At 67.6% G+C, this 20,702-nt stretch carries 18 protein-coding genes; 13 read left to right on the forward strand and 5 right to left on the reverse strand.

What is annotated here, in order from left to right; genetic code table 11:
- Window positions 1-144: 144 nt before the first annotated feature.
- Complete coding sequence (gene thiC, locus IB269_RS27515; RefSeq protein ID WP_192368807.1) at window positions 145-2,088, forward strand: phosphomethylpyrimidine synthase ThiC; 1,944 nt, start codon at window positions 145-147, stop codon at window positions 2,086-2,088.
- 25 nt (window positions 2,089-2,113) lie between these two features.
- On the opposite strand, the gene IB269_RS27520 is transcribed toward thiC, so the two are convergent.
- Complete coding sequence (locus tag IB269_RS27520) at window positions 2,114-2,914, reverse strand: IclR family transcriptional regulator (RefSeq protein ID WP_192368808.1); 801 nt, start codon at window positions 2,912-2,914, stop codon at window positions 2,114-2,116.
- 278 nt (window positions 2,915-3,192) lie between these two features.
- Here IB269_RS27520 and IB269_RS27525 point away from each other — a divergent pair, with 278 nt between their 5' ends.
- The 10 genes from IB269_RS27525 (at window position 3,193) to IB269_RS27570 (ending at window position 13,194) form a co-directional block, all read left to right on the forward strand.
- Complete coding sequence (locus tag IB269_RS27525; protein ID WP_192368909.1) at window positions 3,193-4,197, forward strand: sugar ABC transporter substrate-binding protein; 1,005 nt, start codon at window positions 3,193-3,195, stop codon at window positions 4,195-4,197.
- A 17-nt stretch (window positions 4,198-4,214) separates the two neighbouring features.
- Entirely contained in the window at window positions 4,215-5,744 is a 1,530-nt protein-coding gene (locus IB269_RS27530; protein ID WP_225614322.1) for a sugar ABC transporter ATP-binding protein, read from the forward strand.
- The gene (locus IB269_RS27535) at window positions 5,734-6,750 is read left to right on the forward strand and encodes an ABC transporter permease (protein WP_192368810.1); all 1,017 of its coding nucleotides are present in this window, start codon (window positions 5,734-5,736) and stop codon (window positions 6,748-6,750) included. The genes IB269_RS27530 and IB269_RS27535 overlap by 11 nt, the downstream gene beginning before the upstream one ends.
- Window positions 6,751-6,808: 58 nt before the next feature.
- Entirely contained in the window at window positions 6,809-7,558 is a 750-nt protein-coding gene (locus tag IB269_RS27540; RefSeq protein WP_192368811.1) for an SDR family oxidoreductase, read from the forward strand.
- Window positions 7,559-7,576: 18 nt separating this feature from the next.
- Window positions 7,577-8,467, forward strand: a complete 891-nt coding sequence (locus tag IB269_RS27545) for a fumarylacetoacetate hydrolase family protein (protein ID WP_192368812.1) — start codon at window positions 7,577-7,579, stop codon at window positions 8,465-8,467.
- Window positions 8,468-8,474: 7 nt separating this feature from the next.
- Window positions 8,475-9,752 carry an L-fuconate dehydratase gene (locus IB269_RS27550; protein WP_192368813.1) on the forward strand — a complete coding sequence of 426 codons (1,278 nt, stop codon included), beginning with the start codon at window positions 8,475-8,477 and terminating at the stop codon, window positions 9,750-9,752.
- Window positions 9,753-9,755: 3 nt separating this feature from the next.
- Window positions 9,756-10,673, forward strand: coding sequence for an amidohydrolase family protein (locus IB269_RS27555; RefSeq protein ID WP_192368814.1), 918 nt, complete (start codon window positions 9,756-9,758; stop codon window positions 10,671-10,673).
- 16 nt (window positions 10,674-10,689) lie between these two features.
- Window positions 10,690-11,466 (forward strand): SDR family oxidoreductase, encoded by a 777-nt coding sequence (locus tag IB269_RS27560; RefSeq protein WP_192368815.1) that lies wholly within the window; start codon window positions 10,690-10,692, stop codon window positions 11,464-11,466.
- A gap of 16 nt (window positions 11,467-11,482) precedes the next feature.
- Complete coding sequence (locus tag IB269_RS27565) at window positions 11,483-11,830, forward strand: L-rhamnose mutarotase (protein WP_192368816.1); 348 nt, start codon at window positions 11,483-11,485, stop codon at window positions 11,828-11,830.
- A gap of 308 nt (window positions 11,831-12,138) precedes the next feature.
- A complete protein-coding gene (locus IB269_RS27570) occupies window positions 12,139-13,194 on the forward strand; it encodes a porin (RefSeq protein ID WP_192368817.1) in 1,056 nt (351 codons plus the stop codon).
- Between the two features lie 25 nt (window positions 13,195-13,219).
- Here the strand turns inward: IB269_RS27570 and IB269_RS27575 are convergent, their stop codons facing one another.
- The 4 genes from IB269_RS27575 to IB269_RS27590 form a co-directional block, all read right to left on the reverse strand.
- Window positions 13,220-14,605, reverse strand: coding sequence for an efflux transporter outer membrane subunit (locus tag IB269_RS27575; protein WP_192368818.1), 1,386 nt, complete (start codon window positions 14,603-14,605; stop codon window positions 13,220-13,222).
- A gap of 1 nt (window position 14,606) precedes the next feature.
- Window positions 14,607-16,553: a MacB family efflux pump subunit gene (locus IB269_RS27580; RefSeq protein ID WP_192368819.1), complete on the reverse strand. Its 1,947-nt coding sequence runs from the start codon at window positions 16,551-16,553 to the stop codon at window positions 14,607-14,609.
- Between the two features lie 2 nt (window positions 16,554-16,555).
- Complete coding sequence (locus IB269_RS27585; RefSeq protein ID WP_192368820.1) at window positions 16,556-17,737, reverse strand: efflux RND transporter periplasmic adaptor subunit; 1,182 nt, start codon at window positions 17,735-17,737, stop codon at window positions 16,556-16,558.
- 191 nt (window positions 17,738-17,928) lie between these two features.
- Window positions 17,929-19,140, reverse strand: a complete 1,212-nt coding sequence (locus tag IB269_RS27590) for an ABC transporter substrate-binding protein (RefSeq protein ID WP_012204238.1) — start codon at window positions 19,138-19,140, stop codon at window positions 17,929-17,931.
- Window positions 19,141-19,462: 322 nt separating this feature from the next.
- Between IB269_RS27590 and IB269_RS27595 the strand changes: the two genes are divergently transcribed.
- Together IB269_RS27595 and IB269_RS27600 are read left to right on the forward strand one after the other, a co-directional pair.
- Entirely contained in the window at window positions 19,463-20,149 is a 687-nt protein-coding gene (locus tag IB269_RS27595) for a helix-turn-helix transcriptional regulator (protein WP_047325806.1), read from the forward strand.
- A complete protein-coding gene (locus IB269_RS27600) occupies window positions 20,130-20,666 on the forward strand; it encodes a DUF6036 family nucleotidyltransferase (protein ID WP_012204240.1) in 537 nt (178 codons plus the stop codon). Before IB269_RS27595 ends, IB269_RS27600 begins: the two co-directional genes overlap by 20 nt.
- The last annotated feature ends 36 nt before the right edge of the window (window positions 20,667-20,702 follow it).

A 20,702-nucleotide genomic window follows, 5' to 3' on the forward strand; every position in this document is an offset into this window, starting at 1 on the left:
CGTGCGTGGCAACCAGGGGCCAAGGCCATACGGCCCTGGCAGGCCCACACTGGCATAGCCCGGTGCGCGGCCTTTGGCACAGCCCAAGGAGTGTCCGGTTCCCGGAGCGTTGTTGATCGACGCTTTGAACGCAAGGAACCCGACATGAACGCTCCCGATTCCATCTTCACTCCCGCAGCCGGCGAAGCTCCCGACGCACAGCGTTTTTCCGATCTGCTGGCGCAGTCGCGCAAGCCGTTCCCGGCCTCCACCAAGAGCTATCTGCAAGGCAGCCTGCATTCCGGCCTGAGCGTGCCCGTGCGCGATATCCAGCTGACCAATGGCGAGCAGGTCAGCGTCTATGACACCTCGGGCCCCTACACCGACCCGGCCGTGGCCATCGACGTGCGCAGCGGCCTGCCGGGCGTGCGCAATGCCTGGATCGAGTCGCGCGGCGACAGCGAGTACTACGCCGGCCGCCTGCGCCAGGCCCTGGACGACGGCGGCAAGCGCGGCGAGGAAGACGAGCGCGTGGCCCGCCTGCGGGCCGAGGCCGCATCCCTGCAGCGCCAGCCGCGCCGCGCCAAGAGCGGCGGCAACGTCACCCAGATGCACTACGCGCGCAAGGGCATCATCACGCCCGAGATGGAATACGTGGCCCTGCGCGAGAACGGCCGCCGCGAATGGATGGCCGAGTACCAGCAGGACGCCGCGCGCGAGGCCCGCCTGGCCGGCAACGGCCTGGGCGCCGCCATCCCCAAGATCATCACGCCCGAATTCGTGCGCGACGAAGTGGCGCGCGGCCGCGCCATCATCCCGGCCAACATCAACCACCCCGAGATCGAGCCCATGGCCATCGGGCGCAACTTCAAGGTCAAGATCAACGCCAACATCGGCAACTCGGCCGTCACCTCCAGCATCGAGGAAGAGGTCGAGAAGCTGGTCTGGGCCATCCGCTGGGGCGCGGACAACGTGATGGACCTGTCCACGGGCAAGAACATCCACACCACGCGCGACTGGATCATCCGCAACTCGCCCGTGCCCATCGGCACCGTGCCCATCTACCAGGCGCTGGAAAAAGTGGGCGGCATCGCCGAGGACCTGACCTGGCCCATCTTCCGCGACACGCTGATCGAGCAGGCCGAGCAGGGCGTGGACTACTTCACCATCCATGCCGGCGTGCGCCTGGCCTACATCCACCTCACGGCCCAGCGCCGCACGGGCATCGTCTCGCGCGGCGGCTCCATCATGGCCAAGTGGTGCATGGCCCACCACCGCGAGAGCTTCCTGTACGAGCACTTCGAGGACATCTGCGACATCATGAAGCAGTACGACGTCAGCTTCTCGCTGGGCGACGGCCTGCGCCCCGGCAGCGCCTCGGACGCCAATGACGAGGCCCAGTTCGCCGAACTCAAGACCCTGGGCGAGCTGACCCAGCTGGCCTGGAAGCACGACGTGCAGACCATGATCGAAGGCCCCGGCCACGTGCCCATGCACATGATCCAGGCCAACATGACCGAGCAGCTCAAGCACTGCCATGAGGCGCCGTTCTACACCCTGGGCCCGCTGACCATCGACATCGCGCCCGGTTACGACCACATCGCCAGCGCCATCGGCGCGGCCATGATCGGCTGGTTCGGCACCGCCATGCTGTGCTACGTCACGCCCAAGGAACACCTGGGCCTGCCCGACCGAGACGACGTCAAGCAGGGCATCATCGCGTACAAGATCGCAGCCCACGCGGCCGACGTCGCCAAGGGCCACCCCGGCGCCCGCGCCCGCGACGACGCGCTGAGCCAGGCCCGCTTCGACTTCCGCTGGCAGGACCAGTTCAACCTGGGCCTGGACCCCGACACCGCCCAGGCCTACCACGACGAAACCCTGCCCAAGGACAGCGCCAAGGTGGCGCACTTCTGCTCCATGTGCGGCCCCAAGTTCTGCTCCATGAAGATCACCCAGGAAGTGCGCGAATTCGCCGCCGCCAAGGGCGTGGCCGAGCAGGAAGGCATTGCCGCCGGAATGCAGGCCAAGGCCGAGGAATTCAACCGCGCCGGCGGAGAGTTCTATATCCCCATCGTGGCGGCCAGCAGCGATACGACGGCGCGTTGACGCCAGCCGGCAGGCTGCGCGCGGCTCACTGGCCGTCGCGCGGCTGCCGGTTCAACGACAACTCCTGTGCCGCTTGCAAAAGGCATTCGCGCGCTTCATCCAGCGAAGGGCCCGCATGTCCATCGATGCGGCGGATGTAGGGTGAGGTCAGCACGGCCAGGGCCTGACCGTCAGGTCCCAGGATGGGGCAGGAGATGTCCACCACACCATAGGACTGCAGGCTTTCGCTCTGCCTGTAGCCCGTGCTGCGTATCTGTTCCAGCATGTCGTGCAGCTGCGCTTCGGGCAGTGGCACCTCGCCTTCCAAAGGCGTGTGCTCGGCCATCATCTGCGAGCGGCGTTCGGGTGTCTGGCAGGCCAGCAGCACATGGCCTGACCCGGTGTCCAGCAGCCCGACGCGTGCGCCCAGCCTGATTGACAGGCCCCAGTTCCCGGGGCCGGGGACCTGGGCCACGATCAGGACATTGCCACGGTCGTAGAGGCCCAGGTGGCAGGACTGCTCGGCCTGCCGCGCATAGGCATCCATGACGGGCAGCGCCTGGGTCACGAGGCGGTTGACGGGCGGGTGGCGGTGTGCCAGCGCGAACATCTTGAGGCTGAGCGCATGGCGGTCACCACCGGCCGAGCGCATCACATATTGCCGGGCCACCAACCGCTCGAGCATGCGGTAGATCTCACTGGGGCCCCGGCCCAGTTCCTTGACGATCTCGGCCCGCGTCAGTCCATCGGGGTGCTCGGCGAGCAGCTCCAGGATGTCCAGCCCCTTGTCCAGTGCCGGCGCGCGGTAGCGATCGCTGTCTTCTGCGTTGTCCAGTGCTTTGCTCATGCGTGCAGATCTTACGTTCGGGATAGGACTGATCCTGTTTTGGAGGATGCCTTGTGCATCGGGGCAATGCTCTGGGTAAACCATAGGTGCCGAGTTTGAATTTATTCATAAATAATAAATTCATGGATGAATGATTTTGCCGAACCAAGGCATTTTGGTCATAGGCAAGAGGCGATCCCGTCACACCGCCGCACCGCCGGAGTCCCGGCACACATGAGGAGGCCAGTTCCATGGCAGCACTGCATGGCGTTTCCCAGGCACCGGCCAAACGGGTCGGCATGGCTTGGCGGTTCTCAGCCGCTGTTGCGGCGCTGGCATGCGCGGGGGTAGCGCTGGCGGCGGAACCCGGCCCGGCACAGAGCAGGATCGGGGTCAACCTGCCGCTCCTGACCTCGCCGTTCTGGCAGGCCTACAACGGCTACCTCCCGCAAATGGCGAAGGCCCTCGGGGTCGACATCCTGGCGCCGGTGAACTCCAACCAGGACCCGGCCCAGCAGATCACCGACGTGGCCAATCTGATCAACCTCGGCGCCAAGGGGTTGGTGGTGGCGCCATTGGATTCGGCAGCCATTGGTCGAGCGCTCGCCTTGGCCGAGCAGGGGAAGATTCCTGTGGTGGCGGTGGACGTGGCGCCTACCCGGGGCAAGGTGGCGATGGTGGTGCGTGCCGACAACCGCGCCTATGGCACGCGGTCCTGCCAGTACCTGGGCGCGCAGGTGAAGGCGGGCAAGGTGGTGCAGATCATGGGCGACCTGGCATCGGTCAACGGCCGTGATCGGGCCGAGGCTTTTCGCAGTTGCATGAAGGATTTCCCGGCGCTGCAGGTGCTGGAGATTCCCGCGGCCTGGAAGTCCGATGCCGCCGCTGCCGCGCTCGACGGCCTGCTGTCCGCCCATCCGGACCTGAAGGGCATCTACATGCACGCAGGCGGTGTCTATCTGGCGCCCACGCTGCAGACGCTGCGGCGCAGGGGGCTGCTGCATCCGGCCGGCGATCCGCGGCACATCGTGGTGATCAGCAACGACGGCATCGCCCAGGAGCTGGACGCCATCCGCAAGGGCGAGATCGACGCCACCATCTCGCAGCCCGCCGATCTTTACGCAAAGTACGGCCTGTACTACATCAAGGCAGCGCTGGCCCGGCAGTCGTTCAAGCCCGGGCCCACCCCGCATGGCAGCCGCATCGTGGAGGTGGCGCCCGGCATTCTGGAGGACCAGTTGCCCGCGCCCGTCGTGACGCGCGACAACGTGGATGACAAGTCGCTGTGGGCCAACCAGCCATGACGATGCGCCCCGGATTCATGGCTGACAGGCCCGGCACGCCGGTGATGGAGGCGCGTGGGCTCGGCTTGCGTTTCGGCTCCACGACGGCCTTGCACGATGTGAGCCTGGCGGTCATGCCGGGCGAGTCGCATGCACTGGCTGGCCGCAACGGCGCAGGCAAGTCCACCTTGGTCGCCCTGCTGACCGGCCTGCACCAGCCCGGCACGGGAAGCATCCGCTTCAACGGCCAGCCCGCGCCTGCGGTGGCCGACCGCATGGCCTGGCGCCAGCATGTGGCCTGTGTGTACCAGCATTCGACCATCATCGGCGAGCTGTCGGTGGCCGAGAACCTGTTCATCAACCGGCAGCCGCTGCGCCATGGCTGGATTTCCTGGCGCGTGCTGCGGCGCGAGGCAAGGGCCTTGCTGGATGCCTGGCAGATCGATGTGCACGAGGATGCGCTGGCCCGAGATCTGACGGTGGAAGCCCGCCAGCTGGTGGAAATCGCACGGGCACTGTCGCTGGGCGCGCGCTTCATCATCCTGGATGAACCCACGGCGCAGCTGGACCACGACGAGACGCGGCGGCTGCTCAGGCGCGTGCACGATCTGCAGCAAGGCAGCGTCACGTTTCTCTTCATCTCGCACCACTTGCAGGAGATCTATGAGATTTGCCAGACGGTCACCGTGCTGCGCGATGCCCGCCATGTGGTGACGGCGCCGGTGGCGCAGTTGCCCCGGCAGGCACTGATCGAGGCCATGACCGGCGAGCGGGACAGCCTGGCCGGCTCGCCTTGCATCGCCCACGCACCCCCGGCAGGCGGGGGCGCGGGCGTTGCCCCCGTGGTACTGGCGCTGCAGCAGGTGTGCGGCAAGGGTTTTGAGGGCGTCAGTCTGCAGGCGCGGCGTGGCGAGATCGTGGGGCTGACAGGCTCCACCAGCAGCGGGCGCACGGCCGTGGGTGAGGCGGTAGCGGGTCTGCGGCGCACGACGGCAGGCCGGATCCTGGTGTCGGGCCGCGTGCTGCCGCCCGGCGATGTGGGCGCCGCGCTGGCGCACGGCGTGGGTTGCGTGCCGCAGGACAGGCACCGCCAGGGCCTGGTGCCGGGGCAGTCCATTGCCGAGAACGCCACCATGACCATCATGGACAGGCTGGGCCGGTTCGGCTTCGTTGCGCCAGCGCGCCGGCAGGCGGCGGCGTTGTCGGCCATGCGTGCACTCGATGTGGCGGCCAGCGGGCCGCAGCAGGCCGTGTCCGGCCTGTCGGGCGGCAACCAGCAGAAGGTGGTGATGGCGCGCGCCCTGGCCAGCGAGCCCGATGTGCTGGTGCTCATCGATCCCACTGCGGGTGTGGATGTGAAGTCCCGGCAGGCATTGCTGGCCGTGGTGGAGGGTGAGCGACGGCAGGGCCGGGCCGTGCTGCTGGCGAGCAGCGAGCTGGACGACCTGCGCATCTGCGACCGCGTGCTGGTGATGTCGCATGGCCATGTGGTGGCCGAACTCGCCAGAGGTTGGGACGACGGTGAACTGATTGCCTCCATGGAAGGAGTGAGCCTGCATGCGCACTGAAGCCTTTGTCTCGCCGAACACTGCTGTGCCCGTGCCGGCCGCCCGGCGGCCCGCCCTGCACCGGCTGCGCGACTATGCACTGGTCCCTGCGCTGGCCCTGCTGTTCGTGCTGGGAGCCTTGACCAGCCCCAGCTTTCTGACACCGGCCAACCTGGTCAGCATCCTGGGGGCCTCGGCGGCCCTGGCGCTGGTGGTGCTGGCGGAGTCGCTGATCATCATCACGGGCAAGTTCGATCTGTCGGTGGAGTCCACGGTGGGCATTGCGCCGGCGGTGGGCGCCATGCTGGTGATTCCCGCAGCCTCGGGGGGCTTTGGCACGGAATGGCCGGTGGCGGCGGGGCTGCTGGCCATCGCGGCCGTGGGCGCATGCACGGGTTTTCTCAATGGCCTGTTGGTCGTCAGGCTGCGGCTCAATGCCTTCATCGTCACGCTGGCGATGCTGATCGTGCTGCGCGGCCTGCTGGTGGGTGCGACCAGGGGCGGCACCCTGTTCGACATGCCGCAGCCTTTCTTCGCCCTGGCCACGGCCACGCTGCTGGGGCTGCCGCTGTCGGTCTGGCTGGCGGCGCTGGCGTTCGGCACGGCCGCTGTGATGCTGCGCCACCACCGGCTGGGCCGCGCGCTGTATGCGATTGGCGGCAACCCCCATGCGGCGCGCGCGGCGGGCATCAATGTGGACCGTATTACCTGGGGCGTCTTCGTGCTGGCCGGCGTGCTGGCCGCAGCGGGCGGGCTGGTGGTCACGGGCTATGTGGGCGCGATCAATGCCAACCAGGGCAGCTCGATGATTTTCACGGTGTTCGCGGCGGCCGTCATCGGCGGCATTTCGCTCGATGGCGGCAAGGGCTCCATGTCGGGCGCGCTGTGCGGCGTGCTGCTGCTGGGCGTGGTGCAGAACCTGCTGACGCTGGCGCAGGTGCCATCGTTCTGGATACAGGCCATCTACGGCGCCATCATCCTCGGCGCCCTGATGCTGGCCCGGCTCGCAGGTGAGCAGCAGCAATAGGCGCGGCCCGCGAATCGCCCGTGCAGAACCCTTTTCAAGCAAGGGAAGGAATGGCTCCATGAGACTTGCCGGAAAACACATTCTCGTCACCGCAGCCGGGCAGGGCATAGGGCGTGCCTGCGCGCTGATGTTTGCCCGCGAGGGGGCCAGCGTGCTGGCCACCGACATCAATCTGCAGGCGCTGGCCGAGCTGGAGGGCAGGGATGGCCTGCGCACGCGGCGGCTGGATGTGACGGATGCGGCCGACATCCTGGCACTGGCCGGGCAGGAGAGGGCCTTCGACGCACTGCTCAACTGCGCGGGCTTCGTGCACCACGGCAGCATCCTGGACTGCAGCGACGAGGACTGGGCCTTTGCATGGCAGCTCAACGTCACCTCCATGCACCGCATCATCCGCGCCCTGCTGCCTGCCATGCTGGCCCAGGGCGGCGGGTCGATCATCAACATGTCGTCCGCGGCCTCCAGCGTGAAGGGCGTGCCCCTTCGCCATGCCTATGGCGCCACCAAGGCCGCCGTGGTCGGGCTGACCAAGGCCGTGGCGGCCGACTTCGTCACGCAGGGCATACGCTGCAACGCCATCTGCCCTGGCACGGTGGAGTCCCCGTCGCTGCAGGCGCGCATCGCCGGCCAGGCCCGGCACCAGGGCGTGCCGCTGCAGCAGGTGCGCGCGGCCTTCGTGGCGCGCCAGCCCATGGGGCGGGTAGGCCAGCCCGAGGAGATCGCCGCGCTGGCCACCTATCTCGCCAGCGATGAATCCCGCTTCGTCACCGGCACGCTGAGCGTGATCGACGGCGGCTGGTCCAACTGAACTGCACAGGACTGCTTCATGAAATTGCTGCGATACGGCCCCAGGGGCCATGAAAGACCGGGCCTGCTCGATGCGCAAGGGCATGTGCGCGACCTCTCGGGCGTGGTGGACGACATTGCCGGTCCTGTGCTGCTGCCGGACAGCCTGGCGCAACTGGGCGCCCTGGACCCCTTGCAACTGCCCCTGGTGGAAGGCGTGCCGCAGCACACGCTGCGTCTGGGCCCCTGCGTGGGGCGGGTGGGCAAGTTCGTGTGCATAGGCCTCAACTACTCGGACCATGCGGCCGAGGCCGGCATGCAGGTGCCGCCCGAGCCCGTGGTGTTTGGCAAGTGGACCAGTGCCATCTGCGGCCCGGACGACGCCATCGAGATTCCACCCGGCTCCGTGAAGACGGATTGGGAGGTGGAGCTTGGCGTGGTCATAGGCCAAGGCGGGCGCCATATCGACGAGGCCCGGGCCATGGGTCACGTGGCGGGCTATTGCGTGGTCAACGACATCTCCGAGCGCGAGTACCAGCTCGAGCGCGGCGGCACCTGGGACAAGGGCAAGGGCTGCGACGGCTTCGGCCCGCTGGGGCCCTGGCTGGTCACGGCCGACGAGGTGCCCGATCCGCAGGCGCTGCGCATGTGGCTGGATGTGGACGGCCGGCGCATGCAGGACGGCAGCACGGCCACCATGGTGTTCGGCGTGGCCTTTCTCGTCAGCTATCTGAGCCGCTTCATGAGTCTGCAACCGGGCGATGTGATCTCCACCGGCACGCCGCCGGGCGTGGGCATGGGCCAGAAGCCGCCCATGTACCTGCGTGCAGGGCAGGCCATGCGGCTGGGCATCGCCGGCCTGGGCGAGCAGCGCCAGACCATGGTGGCGGCCTGCGAGCAACCGAGTCCCTCGACAACCGGCAAGGCCTGAGAAGACCATGACGCGAATCCTGTCCCTGCGCGTGCTCGATGTGCGCTTTCCGACCTCCAGGCAGCTGGATGGGTCTGACGCCATGAACCCGGACCCGGACTACTCCGCCGCCTATGTGATCCTGGAGACGGACACGCCCGGCCTTGAGGGGCACGGGCTGACCTTCACCATCGGGCGCGGCAACGAGGTCTGCTGCGCCGCCATCGCGGCCATGCGCCACCTGGTGGAGGGCATGGAGCTCGACTGGATCCGGGAGGACATGGGACGCTTCTGGCGCCACATCACCTCCGACAGCCAGTTGCGCTGGATCGGCCCGGACAAGGGGGCGATGCACCTGGCCACCGGCGCCGTGGTCAATGCCGTGTGGGACCTGTGGGCCAAGGCCGAGGGCAAGCCGCTGTGGCGCCTGGTGGCCGATTTCACGCCCGAGGAGTTCGTCCGCGCGCTGGACTTCCGCTACATGACGGATGCCCTGACCGAAGCCCAGGCGCTGGAGCTGCTGCATCGCCAGTCGCCGCGCAAGGCCGAGTGCATCGGCGTGCTGGAGCGCGAGGGCTATCCCTGCTACACAACCTCGGCCGGCTGGCTGGGCTATGACGACGACAAGCTGCGCCGCCTGTGCCGCGAGGCGGTGGCCGGCGGCTTCAACCACGTCAAGCTCAAGGTGGGGCGCAGCCTGCAGGACGACATCCGGCGCGTGTCCATTGCGCGCGAGGTGCTGGGGCCGGACCGCCAGCTGATGATCGACGCCAACCAGGCCTGGGAGGTGGGGCAGGCCATCGGCTGGGTGCGGGAGTTGGCCTTTGCCAGGCCCTGGTTCATCGAGGAGCCGACCAGCCCTGACGATGTGGAGGGCCACCGCGCGGTGCGCGAGGCCGTTGCCCCGGTCCAGGTCGCCTCTGGAGAGATGTGCCAGAACCGCATTCTCTTCAAGCAGTTCATCATGCGTGGCGCCATCGACGTGGTGCAGATCGACGCCTGCCGGCTGGGAGGGGTCAACGAGGTGTTGCTGGTACTCCTGCTGGCCGCAAAGTACGGTCTGCCCGTGTGTCCGCATGCCGGGGGCGTGGGCCTTTGCGAGTATGTGCAGCATCTGTCCATGATCGATTTCGTCTGCGTGTCCGGCACGCGTGAGGGGCGCGTGATCGAGTACGTGGACCATCTGCACGAGCACTTCGTGGATCCCTGCGTGGTACGCAATGCGGCCTATATGCCTCCCGGTGCGCCCGGCTTTTCCATCACGATGAAGCCGGCATCTCTCCACAGATACCGCTTCCCGGCCTGAGCCATGGACGAAGCACCTTCCCTTCAGCGCATAGACGCGCATCTGCACTTCTGGCATTACAGCGCCCGGGACTATCCCTGGATAGGCGAGGGCATGCAGGCGCTGGCGGTGGATTGCACGCCGGAGCAGGTATTGCCGCTGTTGGAAGCCTGCGGCCTGACCGGCGCCATTGCCGTGCAGGCCAGGGGCAGTGTCGATGAAACGAGATACCTGCTGGATCTGGCGCGGCGGCACGGCGGTATTTGCGGCGTCGTGGGATGGGAGGATCTGGCCTGCGACGGCATTGGCGAGCGCCTGCAGTCCTGGCGTGCCGAGCCGGCGCTGTGCGGGTGGCGCCATCAGGTGCAGGATGAGCCTGATGCCTCGGCCTTTCTGTGCTCTGCGGCATTCGCACGCGGTCTGTCCGTGCTGCAGCGCCAGGGCTGGGCCTATGACGTGCTGGTGTTCGACCACCAGATGGACGCGGCCGCCGCCTTGTGTGCACGGCATGACGCGCACTGGATGGTGCTGGATCACCTGGGTAAGCCGCCACTGGCCGGGCTGGCGCGGGACCAGCACAAGGGCCAGGCCCAGGCCGCGTTCGGCCGCTGGCAGGCATCGCTGCAGCGCTTCGCCCCGCTGTCGCATGTCGCGTGCAAGCTCTCGGGCCTGGTGACCGAGGCCGACTGGCGATCCGGCCTGCGCGAGCCTGACCGGGCCTGCCTGCTCCAATGCCTGGACACGGCCTTGCAGGTGTTCGGTCCGCAGCGGCTGATGTTTGGCTCCGACTGGCCGGTCTGCCTGCTGGCCGCGCCATACGCCACGGTCTTTGCGCTGGTGGATGGTTGGGCGTCGTCGCGGCTGTCGGTGTCCGAGCGCGAGGCGCTGTGGGGCGGCACCGCCGCGCGCTGCTACGGCCTGCAGCCGCAAGGCATGACCTGACCCCATGGGAGGCAGCATGGACCTGAACCTGAAAGACAAGACCTTCATCGTCACGGGCGGTGCCAGCGGCATCGGGGCGGCCATCTCGCTGCGGCTGGCCGGTGAAGGTGCGGTTCCGCTGATCTGCGGCAAGGACACCATGTCCGCGCGGTTCGAGGCGCAGCTCATGGAGCTGCAGCCCCGGGCCCGCCACTTCCGCTTCGACCTGGTTGATGAACAGGCATGCGGGGAGACGGTGGCCCGCGCTGCGGCGGACTGCGGCCACATCGACGGCCTGGTGAACAACGCGGGCATCAATGACGGCGTGGGCCTGGAGGCAGGGCGCGACGCCTTCGTGCGCTCGCTGCAGGCCAACCTGGTGCACTACTACGTCATGGCCCACCATTGCCTGCCGCACCTCAAGGCCAGCCGTGGCGCCATCGTCAACATCTCGTCCAAGACCGCGTTGACCGGGCAGGGCCAGGCCAGCGGCTACTGCGCGGCCAAGGGGGCCCAGCTCTCGCTGACGCGCGAATGGGCTGCCGCGCTGGCAGCCGATGGCGTACGCGTCAATGCCGTAGTGCCCGCGGAGGTGATGACGCCGATGTACCTGCACTGGCTGGGCCGCTTCGACGACCCCGGGCGCCAGCTGGAACAGATCAGCACCCGGATTCCGCTGGGCCGGCGCATGACGGCGGCCGAGGAGATTGCGGACACGGTCGTCTTTCTTCTGTCCGAGCGGGCATCGCACACCACGGGGCAATGGCTGTTCGTCGATGGCGGCTACATCCACCTGGACCGCGCGCTGACCTGACCACCATGGAGACACCATGCGCCAATGGCTTGCACTCGACCTCAAGGATGACCCGGCGCTGATCGCCCGGTACGAAGCCCTGCACCGCCGGATCTGGCCGGAGGTGGCGGCGCATCTGCGCAGCCATGGCGTCACCGGCATGGAAATCCACCGCCTTGGCACGCGCATGGTGATGGTGATGGAAACCGATGACGCGGTGCATGACCCCCGGGCCATGTCCCTGGCCGCTGCCATCGACCCGAAGCTGCGCAAATGGGAGGCGCTGATGTGGACCTTCCAGGCGCCCACGCCCTGGACACCGCCCGGCGACAAGTGGACTCCCATGGCCTGCATCTTCCGGCTGGCAGATGCTGCGGCGGACTGAGTATCCGGCGGCCATGCCCCATCCCCGAACGTCGCTCAACCCCCCCTTCCAGGGGAAAACACCGGGGCGCCCGCGCCGCAAATGCATAGGTCTGCGCATGAATCGTTCAGGCCCGGCGCCATCCCTGCGGAGAATTCATGAAAGCAGCCTGCAGGGCATCGCAACCACGGGACTGCATGCGCCCGCAAGAACAAGAAGCACAAGAACAAGAAAAGGGGCTGGCGACCGGTTTCAAGCTGCTCCCCATGGCAGCCGTGCTGCGGCCATGGGGATTTTCGCCAATCGGCAATGTCAAGGAGGAGAGGGAGATGAATAAACGCATGATCCGCAGCGCTGGCCTGGCCGCGCTGGCGCTGGGCACGGCCCTGGCGGCCCAGGCCCAGAGTTCGGTCACGCTCTATGGGCGTGTGGTCGCGGGGGTGGACTACCAGAGCAATGTGTACGACCCGGCCACGGGGGGCTCTGGCAATCTGTGGCGGGCCGTGGGCAACCAGTGGGGCACGAGCATGCTGGGTTTCAAGGGGGAGGAGGATCTGGGCGGCGGGCTGCATGCGCTGTTCACGCTGGAGTCGGGCTTCAGCATCGACGATGCCAGGTTCAACGGAGCAGGTTTCTTCAACCGCCGCACCTTCGTGGGCCTGCGCAGCGGCTGGGGCACGCTGAAGCTGGGCAAGGACCTGTCGATCTCGGATGCGCACTGGGCGCTGGACCCCACGGGCCAGCAGTTCATCGGCTCGGCCACGCTGGTGCGGGGGCGCAACTGGGGCGGGCATGACAACATGATCTCGTACGAGACGCCCAGCTGGGGCGGCCTGCGCGTGCTGGCGCTGACCGGCCTGGGCGAGCAGCCGCAGGGCGCATCGCGGCTGCGCAAGGATGCGCTGTCCGTGTCCTATACCGCGCCCACGTTCGAGTTGCGCGCCATCTACGATGTGGCCCGCGATGCCAATGGCCGCTTCAGCGATCTGTACACCACCTCCCGCAACCTGACGCTGGGCGGCACAGTGACGCTGTCCGCGCTCAAGCTGTTCGCGGGCTATGAGCAGCTGTCCGCGCCCGACAGCGCGGCTGGCGTGCCCAACAAGGCGCGGCAGTACTGGATGGGCGCGCGCTACAAGGTGTCAGGCCCGCTGACGCTGATCGGGGCGGGCTACCGCACCACGGTCAACAACGGCGGCGGCAGCGCCAACCTGTTCATGGCGGGCGCCGACTACGCGCTGTCCAAGCGCACGCTGCTGTATGCCAGCGTGGGCAATGTGCGCAATGGAGGCAATGCGAACTTCTCGGTGGAGACCACCAACAACAACCCGGCGCCGGGCGGCAGCCAGACCGGCTTCTACGTGGGCATGGCGCATTCGTTCTGACTCTGGCGGACCCTGGGTGGTGGCTTCAGGAAGCCGGCCACCCTCCGCCTAGCGCCTTGTGCAGCGTGAGCTGGTTCTGCAGGCGTGCCAGGTGCAGCGCGGACAGGGCCAGCTGCGCTGCGCGGCGGCGCTCCTGGGCGTCCAGCCAGGTGCGCAGCGGCACCTGGCCGGCGCGGTAGCGCGCTTCGTACAGCCGCGTGATTTCCACGGATTCCTGCGTGGCGCGCTGCTGGGCCTCTTCCTGGCGGGCCAGTTCGGTGCGGGCGGACAGGGATTTTTCCGTTTCGGCCAACGCGGCGTACAGCGTTTTGCGGAAGTTGACCACCGCCTCTTCGTACTGGCTGCGTGCAATGGCGGTGTTCAGCCGCATCTCGCGCACATTGAGAAAAGGCAGGGCCAGGTTGGCGCCCAGGGCCGCCACGGGATTGGCCAGCACATCGAGCAGGGTGCTGCTGGATGTGCCCAGGCTGCCGGTGAGCGACAGCCGCGGGTAGTAGCTGGCGGCCGTGGCATCGCTGCCGGCCAGGGCGCCGCGCAGCCGCAGTTCGGCGGCGCGCAGGTCGGGGCGGCGTCCCAGCAGGTCGGCGGGCAGGCCTGGCTGCACGGCGGGCAGGTCGGCCACGGGCAGCGCCAGGGGCTCGCCCCCGGGCGGCTCGGCGCCCTGCAGCAATTCGGCCAGTGCCTGGCGCAGTTCGGCGCGGGCCTGGGTGTATTGGCTCAGCAGGGCCTGCTGCTCGGCCAGGGCCTGCCGGGCCTCGCGCAGCTCCAGGCCGGACACTGCGCCGCTGCGGTACTGGGCCTGCACCAGGTCGATGGTGCGGCGCACGTACTCCAGGCTTTGGCGTGACATGTCCAGGCGCTCGTTGGCCAGCGCCAGTTGCCAGTACAGGCTGGCCGTGGTGGTGGTCAGCGACAGCGCCACGGCATCCTTGTCCTGCACGCTGGCCTGCGCTTCGAAGACGGCGGCATCGCGCTGCGCGCCCAGCCGGTCGAACAGGTCCAGCTCCCAGGCCACGCCCAGTGTGGCGCTGGCGTTCTCCAGGGTGCTGCGCTGGCTGCCCGACAGCGGGCGGCTGGCGCCCGTGCCTGCGCTGCCGCTGGGCTGGGGCAGCAGCGCATGGCCTGCCAGTTGCGCCTGCAGCGCGGCACGCCGCACGCGGATGCCGGCCGTGGCCATGTCAGGGTTGCGCGCCAGCGCCAGGTCAATCCAGGCATCGAGCCGTGGATCGCCGAAGCCGCGCCACCAGGCATCGGTCATGGGCGTGGGCGTGGCTGCCGGGGACGATGCCTGCGCATGTTCGAACTGCGCGGGCAGCTCCACCTGGGGCGCTTCGTAGGGGGTGCGCGTGATGGCGCCGCAGCCCGCAAGGGCCACGGCGCATGCCAGCGCGCTGGTCTTGAGCATATGCATGTCAATCTCTGGAGAGGGCCTGGACGGGGTCCAGGCGCGCCGCGCTGCGCGCGGGCAGGAAGCCGAAGGTGATGCCTATGAGCGAGGAGCAGGCGACGGCCAGCACGATGGAGGCGGCCGAGAACGACAGCTGGAAGCTGGAGCCCGACAGGCTCACTGCCAGGCCCAGGCTCAGCGCCAGAGAGACACCCAGGATGCCGCCCACGATGCAGACCAGCACGGCCTCGATCAGGAACTGCTGAAGGATGTCCGACTGGCGCGCGCCGATGGCCATGCGCACGCCGATCTCGCGCGTGCGCTCGGTCACCGACACCAGCATGATGTTCATCACGCCGATGCCGCCCACCAGCAGCGCGATCATGGCGATGGCCGAGACCAGCAGCGTCAGCGTGGTGCTGGTGCGCGTGATGGCCTGGCGGATCTGGTCGGAGTTCCAGACGAAGAAGTCCTTGGTGCCGTGGCGTTCCGTGAGCAGGCTGGTGGCCGCCTTCAGCGCGATCTCGGCGGGCACCTCGTCCTTGATGCGCAGCGTGATGCTGTCCAGGTGGTACTTGCCGACCAGGCGCGTGGCGGCTGCCGTGTAGGGCACGAAGAAGGTGGGCGTGGAGCCGCCGAAGCTGTTTTGCGCGGGGCGCAGCACGCCCACGATCTCCACGGGCATCTCGCCCAGCATCACCACCTCGCCCAGCGGGCTGGGGTTGCCGGGGAAGAGCGCGGTGGCGGCCTTCTGGTCGATGACCGCGACCTGGGCGTGCAGGTCCACGTCGCGCTGGTCGAAGAACCGCCCTGACGCCAGGCGCAGGCCCTTCACCCGGAAGTGCTCGAAGCCCACGCCCGTCACCTGGGCCATGGCCGCGTTCTCGCGGTACAGCGCCGTGACGCTGACCGACACATTGGGCGTGGCGCTGTCCACGTAGGGCTGCTCGGCCAGGGCCTGGGCATCGGCGGCGACCAGGGTCTCGATGGCGGCGGCGCGCGTGTCGCCGAAGTCCTTGCCCGGGAAGATGTCCAGCGTGTTCGTGCCCAGCTCGCTGATCTGGTTCATCACCTGCTGCTGCGCGCCGCGCCCCAGCGCCACCACCGAGACCACGGCAGAGATGCCGATGATGATGCCCAGCATGGTCAGGAAGGTGCGCAGGCGGTGCGCATTCATGGCCCGCAGCGCCATGCGCAGCGCTTCGCCGAAGCGGTCGCCGAACATGCGCCAGGAGGCGGCGCGCGGTGCGGCTGTGGCCTCCAGCGGGGCCTTGCTTTCATGCGGGGCGCTGCGCCGGTCCGCGATGATGGCGCCGTCGCTGATCTCGATCACGCGCGAGGCGTGGGCCGCCACGGCCATGTCGTGCGTGACCAGGATGATGGTGTGGCCGTCGGCATGCAGCTCCTGCAGGATGCGCATGACCTGCTCGCCGCTGGCCTTGTCCAGCGCGCCGGTGGGCTCGTCGGCCAGGATGACGGCGCCGCCGTTCATCAGCGCGCGGGCGATGGACACGCGCTGCTGCTGCCCGCCCGACAGCTGGCCCGGCCGGTGCTGCATGCGGTCGGCCAGGCCCAGGCGTTCGAGCAGGGCGGCCGAGCGCGCATGGCGGTCCGTGGGCGCCGTGCCGGCGTAGACCGATGGCAGCTCCACATTGCCCTGGGCCGTGAGGTCGGCCAGCAGGTGGTAGCGCTGGAAGATGAAGCCGAAATGCTCGCGCCGCAGCGCGGCCAGCGCATCGGGGCCCAGCTCGCCGGTCTCGCGGCCGGCGATGCGGTAGCTGCCCGAGGTCGGATGGTCCAGGCAGCCGAGGATGTTCATCAGCGTGGACTTGCCCGAGCCCGAGGCGCCGACGATGGCCACCATCTCGCCGGCCTCGATGGTCAGGTCGATGTCCTTGAGCACGGCGACCGTGGTGTCACCCGCGGGGAACTCCCTGCGCAGTCCCCGCATCTGCAGCAATGGCTGGTCCATGCTCACATTCCCATGGGGTCGGCGGCGGGGGCGTTGTTCGGGCCCGCCTCGCCGATCACCACCTGCTCGCCTGCCTCCAGGCCCGACAGCACCTGGGCCTGGGCATTGGTGCGCAGGCCGATGCGCACCTTGCGCTCGGCGACCTTGCCTTCGCCGTCGCGCACGCGCACGGTGTAGCTGTCGTCCTCTGCCCGGCTGCCCAGTGCGGCGGCCGGCACCAGCACGGCCTTGTCGGCCTGGGCCACGCGCACGGTGACCTGGGCGGTCATGGAGGGGCGCAGCTTGCCGTCCGGGTTGGGCACGTCGAACTGGGCGTTGTAGTAGATGGCCTTGGCGGCGGGCGTGGCCGCAGCGGGCGAGGCGCTGCCGCCCGCGTCATTGACGATGGAGGTGGGTGCGGGCTCGATGCGCTCTATCTTCGCCATGTGTTTTTGGCGGTTGCTGCCCAGCGTGGTGAACCATGCGGTCTGGCCAAGCTGGATCTTGTCCACGTCGGCCTCGGCAATCTCGGCACGCACGGTCATCACGTCGAGCTTGGCCAGCATGACGATGGTGGGCGTGGTCTGGAAGGAGTTCAGGGTCTGGCCCTGCTTGGTGACCACGGCCACGATCACGCCGTCCATGGGCGCGACGATGCGGGTGTAGCCCAGGTTGATGCGCTCGGTCTCCACCTGGGTGCGTGCCTGCTCGATCTGGGCCTGCAGGGCGCCGACCTCGGCCTGGGCCGTGTCCAGCGCCGCCTTGGCGGCCTCATGGTCGGCGCGCGAGGTGGCGTCGGCCTGCAGCAGTTCCTGCTGGCGCTGGAAGGTGAGCCGGGCCTGGACGAGGGCCGCGCGCCGCGCGGCCAGCTGCGCCTGCAGCGCGGTGACCGAGGCCTCGGCATTGCGCAGCTTGATGCGCTGCGGCTGGGCATCGACTTCGGCGATCAGGTCGCCGGCCTTGACCTGCTGGCCCAGTTCCACATGCAGGCGCTTGACCTGTCCGGAGACCTGGGCGCCCACGGCAACCAGCTCCTTGGCATGCAGCCGGCCTACGGCCAGCACGGTCTGCTCCAGGTTGCCCACGGTGACGGCGGCCGTCGCGTACCGGGTGGCGGGCTTGGCGCTGGCCTTCCACAGTGCGCCCCCGGCGATGATGCAGGCACCCACCACGGCGCCAATGGTCCACTTGCGATTGAACTTCATTCTTCCCCTGCCGCGCGGTCGGCCGCAGGGGAAGAAGTTCCTGCCCGGCGCCGCGCCCAATGCTCGAACTTACCAGTCTGGCGCGGTTCGATGTCCCGGCATTGACCAAGGCATGGAGATTCAGTGGAGAAAGGCGAGGGGCGGGAGCGGCCGGGCTGCCCCTCCCGGCTCACCGCAAGTTCAGCGCCAGTTCAGCGCCAGTATTGGCACTTGCTCTCGGCCTTGGTGGTCCAGACCTGCTCGGCCGGCAGCTTCTTGACCAGCTTGTAGTAGTCCCAGGTGCCCTTGGATTCGGCGGGGGATTTCACTTCCATCAGGTACATGTCGTGAACGTAGCGGCCGTCCTCGCGCAGGTAGCCGCTGCCGAAGAAGTCGTCCATCTTCATGCCGCGCCAGGTGGCCATGACCTTGTCGGCGTCCAGCGTGCCGGCCTTCTCCACGGCCTTGAGCCAGTTCATGGTGGCCGAGTAGTCGGCCGCCTGGATCTCGCTGGGGCGGCGCTGGGTCTTGGCCATGAAGGCATCGGCGAACTTGCGCGAGGCGTCATTCATGTCCCAGTACCAGCTGGTGGTGAACTGCATGCCCTGGGTGTTCTTCAGGCCCAGGCTGTGCACGTCGGTGAAGAACACCAGCAGGCCGGCCAGCTTCATGTCCTTGGTCACGCCGAACTCGCGCGCGGCCTTGATGGAGTTGATGGTGTCGCCACCCGCGTTGGCCAGGCCCAGGATCTGGGCCTTGGAGTTCTGCGCCTGCAGCATGAAGCTGGAGAAGTCGCTGGCGTTCAGCGGCGTCTTGACCGAGCCCAGCACCTTGCCGCCGCGCGCCTCGATGATCTTGGTGGTATCGGCCTCCAGCGCATGGCCGAAGGCATAGTCGGCCGTCACGAAGTACCAGCTCTTGCCGCCGGCCTCCACCACGGCCGCGCCCGTGCCCTTGGCCAGGGCCACGGTGTCGAAGGCGTAGTGCACGGTGTAGGGGCTGCACTGCTCGTTGGTCAGCGCCGAGCTGCCCGCGCCGTTGTCGATGAAGACCCGCTTTTTCTCCTGCGCCACCTTGGCCATGGACAGGGCCGTGGCCGAGTTGGTGCCGCCAAACACCAGGCTGATGCCCTGCGTGTCGATCCACTCGCGCGCCTTGCTGGCGGCAATGTCGGCCTTGTTCTGGTGGTCGGCCGTCAGCAGCTCGATGGGCTTGCCCAGCAGCTTGCCGCCGTAGTCGTCGATGGCCATCTGTATCGCCACGGCGCCGTTCTTGCCCTCGACATCGGCATAGAGACTGGACATGTCGGTGATGAAGCCGATCCGAACCTTGTCCTGCTGCGCCAGGGCCGGCGTTGCCAGTGCGGCGGCGCACAGTGCCAGGGCCAGCGGTGTCATCAGCGATGTCTTGGGGCGTTGCTGCATGAAGTCTCCTTGCTTTGGATGGAAAAAGCCCGCTGCTGTTGCGCAGGGGCCGGGATGATTCCATGCTGGCAGGGACAGGGGCCTGCCGCATTGGGGCAAGCACGGGCTTGGTGGCCCCGGTGCGACAGTACAGCCGCTCATTCTTGCAACGTGGCCGGCCCGTTGATTGATTGCCATGCGCTGCGCATCCCGGCCGTGGCTTGTGCGCGCGTCAGGACCTGCTTTTCCGTTCCGTGACTTGGAGATGCGAAAGCGCTGGTCTTGAATTAATTTGTCTAGAAAAACAATCAAAAATATAGGTTTTGCTTAAAATAATGGACAAATGAAAACACCAGAAAAGTCCACCCTTCTTCAGCGCCAACTGCTTTTGCAGTTCGGTGACCGGCTCAAGCGCCTGCGCAAGGAGCAGGGGCTGGGCACGGTCGAGATGGCCTCGCGCGTAGGCATATCCCGCAGCACGCTCGCTGCAGTCGAGTCCGGCGATCCCGGGCCATCCATGGGCACGTACCTGCGAGTCATGTCGGAACTGGGCATAGGGGGAGAATTGGCATTGCTGGCGGGCGACGCCCTGCAGCCCGCGCCCGCAGGAACTGCCGCAGCCCGTTCGCGCCATGCCAGGCCCGTCGTACAGGTTCTGGTGCGTGCGCAGGATGCGCGCCATGAAGTGCAGGATCTGCAAAGCCTGGCATTGCATGAAGAAGCCGTGCGCCTTGTGCGATCTGACCCGGCATTGCTGCAGCAGGCGCAGGACACGTTGGAGCGGTGGCTGAGCCAGGGGGATTCGCATTCCGCCAGCCTGTGGAGGCAGTGGCAGGATGTCTTGCAAAATGGCCGCTGGCGCACCATCCTGGCCCGCACGCGAAGGGCCCAGGAACTGCGCCAGGCCTCGCCCCTGACATCGGTGCTGCCCGAACAGGTGCGCCAGCAGGTACTGGCGCAGGTGGGGGATCTCAAGCGGGGCGTTGCATTGGGAGATACAGGGCGGGCCTATGAACCGAGAGGATCTTGAGCACATCATTCGTGCGAGCGGGGATGTGACGAATGAGTATGAATTCGTCATCGTGGGAAGCCAGGCAATCCTGGGCTCCATCCCGTATCCCGAGCCGGTTTTCAAGATGTCCGCAGAGGCGGACATCTATCCGCTCAACGCTCCGGATCTGGCGGACCGGATCGATGGATCCATTGGCGAAGGCTCTCGCTTCCACGAGTCCAATGGCTACTACGCACAGGGCGTGGGCCCGGACACGGCAGTGCTTGCCTCAGGCTGGCAAAACCGGCTGCACCGTATTCAGAACGGCAATACCAACGATCGCGTCGGCTATTGCCTTGATGTGCTGGATCTCTTCCTCTCCAAGGCCCAGGCGGGGCGCGACAAGGACCGGGTGTTTTGCATGGCACTGATGGAGCATGGCCATGTACAGGTCGATGCGGCACTGAAACTGGCAAGCAGCATGCCGTTGGGTGATGACGGCAAACGGCAATTGCGGGCCCGGATTCAGCGGTGGTTCAAAGGGCTGAAAAAATAAAAAGCAGCCCGCAGGCTGCTTGTCGTTTGCCGTGTC

The organism is Delftia sp. DLF01 (assembly GCF_014852125.1).
In the GTDB taxonomy this organism is placed as follows: Bacteria; Pseudomonadota; Gammaproteobacteria; order Burkholderiales; family Burkholderiaceae_C; genus Comamonas; species Comamonas acidovorans.

Bases quoted from the DNA above. Each gene is read 5' to 3' on its own strand.
- thiC (WP_192368807.1), top strand. From the start codon at position 145: ATGAACGCTCCCGATTCCATCTTCACTCCCGCAGCCGGCGAAGCTCCC.
- IB269_RS27520 (WP_192368808.1), bottom strand. From the start codon at position 2,914: ATGAGCAAAGCACTGGACAACGCAGAAGACAGCGATCGCTACCGCGCG.
- IB269_RS27525 (WP_192368909.1), top strand. From the start codon at position 3,193: ATGGCTTGGCGGTTCTCAGCCGCTGTTGCGGCGCTGGCATGCGCGGGG.
- IB269_RS27530 (WP_225614322.1), top strand. From the start codon at position 4,215: ATGGCTGACAGGCCCGGCACGCCGGTGATGGAGGCGCGTGGGCTCGGC.
- IB269_RS27535 (WP_192368810.1), top strand. From the start codon at position 5,734: ATGCGCACTGAAGCCTTTGTCTCGCCGAACACTGCTGTGCCCGTGCCG.
- IB269_RS27540 (WP_192368811.1), top strand. From the start codon at position 6,809: ATGAGACTTGCCGGAAAACACATTCTCGTCACCGCAGCCGGGCAGGGC.
- IB269_RS27545 (WP_192368812.1), top strand. From the start codon at position 7,577: ATGAAATTGCTGCGATACGGCCCCAGGGGCCATGAAAGACCGGGCCTG.
- IB269_RS27550 (WP_192368813.1), top strand. From the start codon at position 8,475: ATGACGCGAATCCTGTCCCTGCGCGTGCTCGATGTGCGCTTTCCGACC.
- IB269_RS27555 (WP_192368814.1), top strand. From the start codon at position 9,756: ATGGACGAAGCACCTTCCCTTCAGCGCATAGACGCGCATCTGCACTTC.
- IB269_RS27560 (WP_192368815.1), top strand. From the start codon at position 10,690: ATGGACCTGAACCTGAAAGACAAGACCTTCATCGTCACGGGCGGTGCC.
- IB269_RS27565 (WP_192368816.1), top strand. From the start codon at position 11,483: ATGCGCCAATGGCTTGCACTCGACCTCAAGGATGACCCGGCGCTGATC.
- IB269_RS27570 (WP_192368817.1), top strand. From the start codon at position 12,139: ATGAATAAACGCATGATCCGCAGCGCTGGCCTGGCCGCGCTGGCGCTG.
- IB269_RS27575 (WP_192368818.1), bottom strand. From the start codon at position 14,605: ATGCATATGCTCAAGACCAGCGCGCTGGCATGCGCCGTGGCCCTTGCG.
- IB269_RS27580 (WP_192368819.1), bottom strand. From the start codon at position 16,553: ATGGACCAGCCATTGCTGCAGATGCGGGGACTGCGCAGGGAGTTCCCC.
- IB269_RS27585 (WP_192368820.1), bottom strand. From the start codon at position 17,737: ATGAAGTTCAATCGCAAGTGGACCATTGGCGCCGTGGTGGGTGCCTGC.
- IB269_RS27590 (WP_012204238.1), bottom strand. From the start codon at position 19,140: ATGCAGCAACGCCCCAAGACATCGCTGATGACACCGCTGGCCCTGGCA.
- IB269_RS27595 (WP_047325806.1), top strand. From the start codon at position 19,463: ATGAAAACACCAGAAAAGTCCACCCTTCTTCAGCGCCAACTGCTTTTG.
- IB269_RS27600 (WP_012204240.1), top strand. From the start codon at position 20,130: ATGAACCGAGAGGATCTTGAGCACATCATTCGTGCGAGCGGGGATGTG.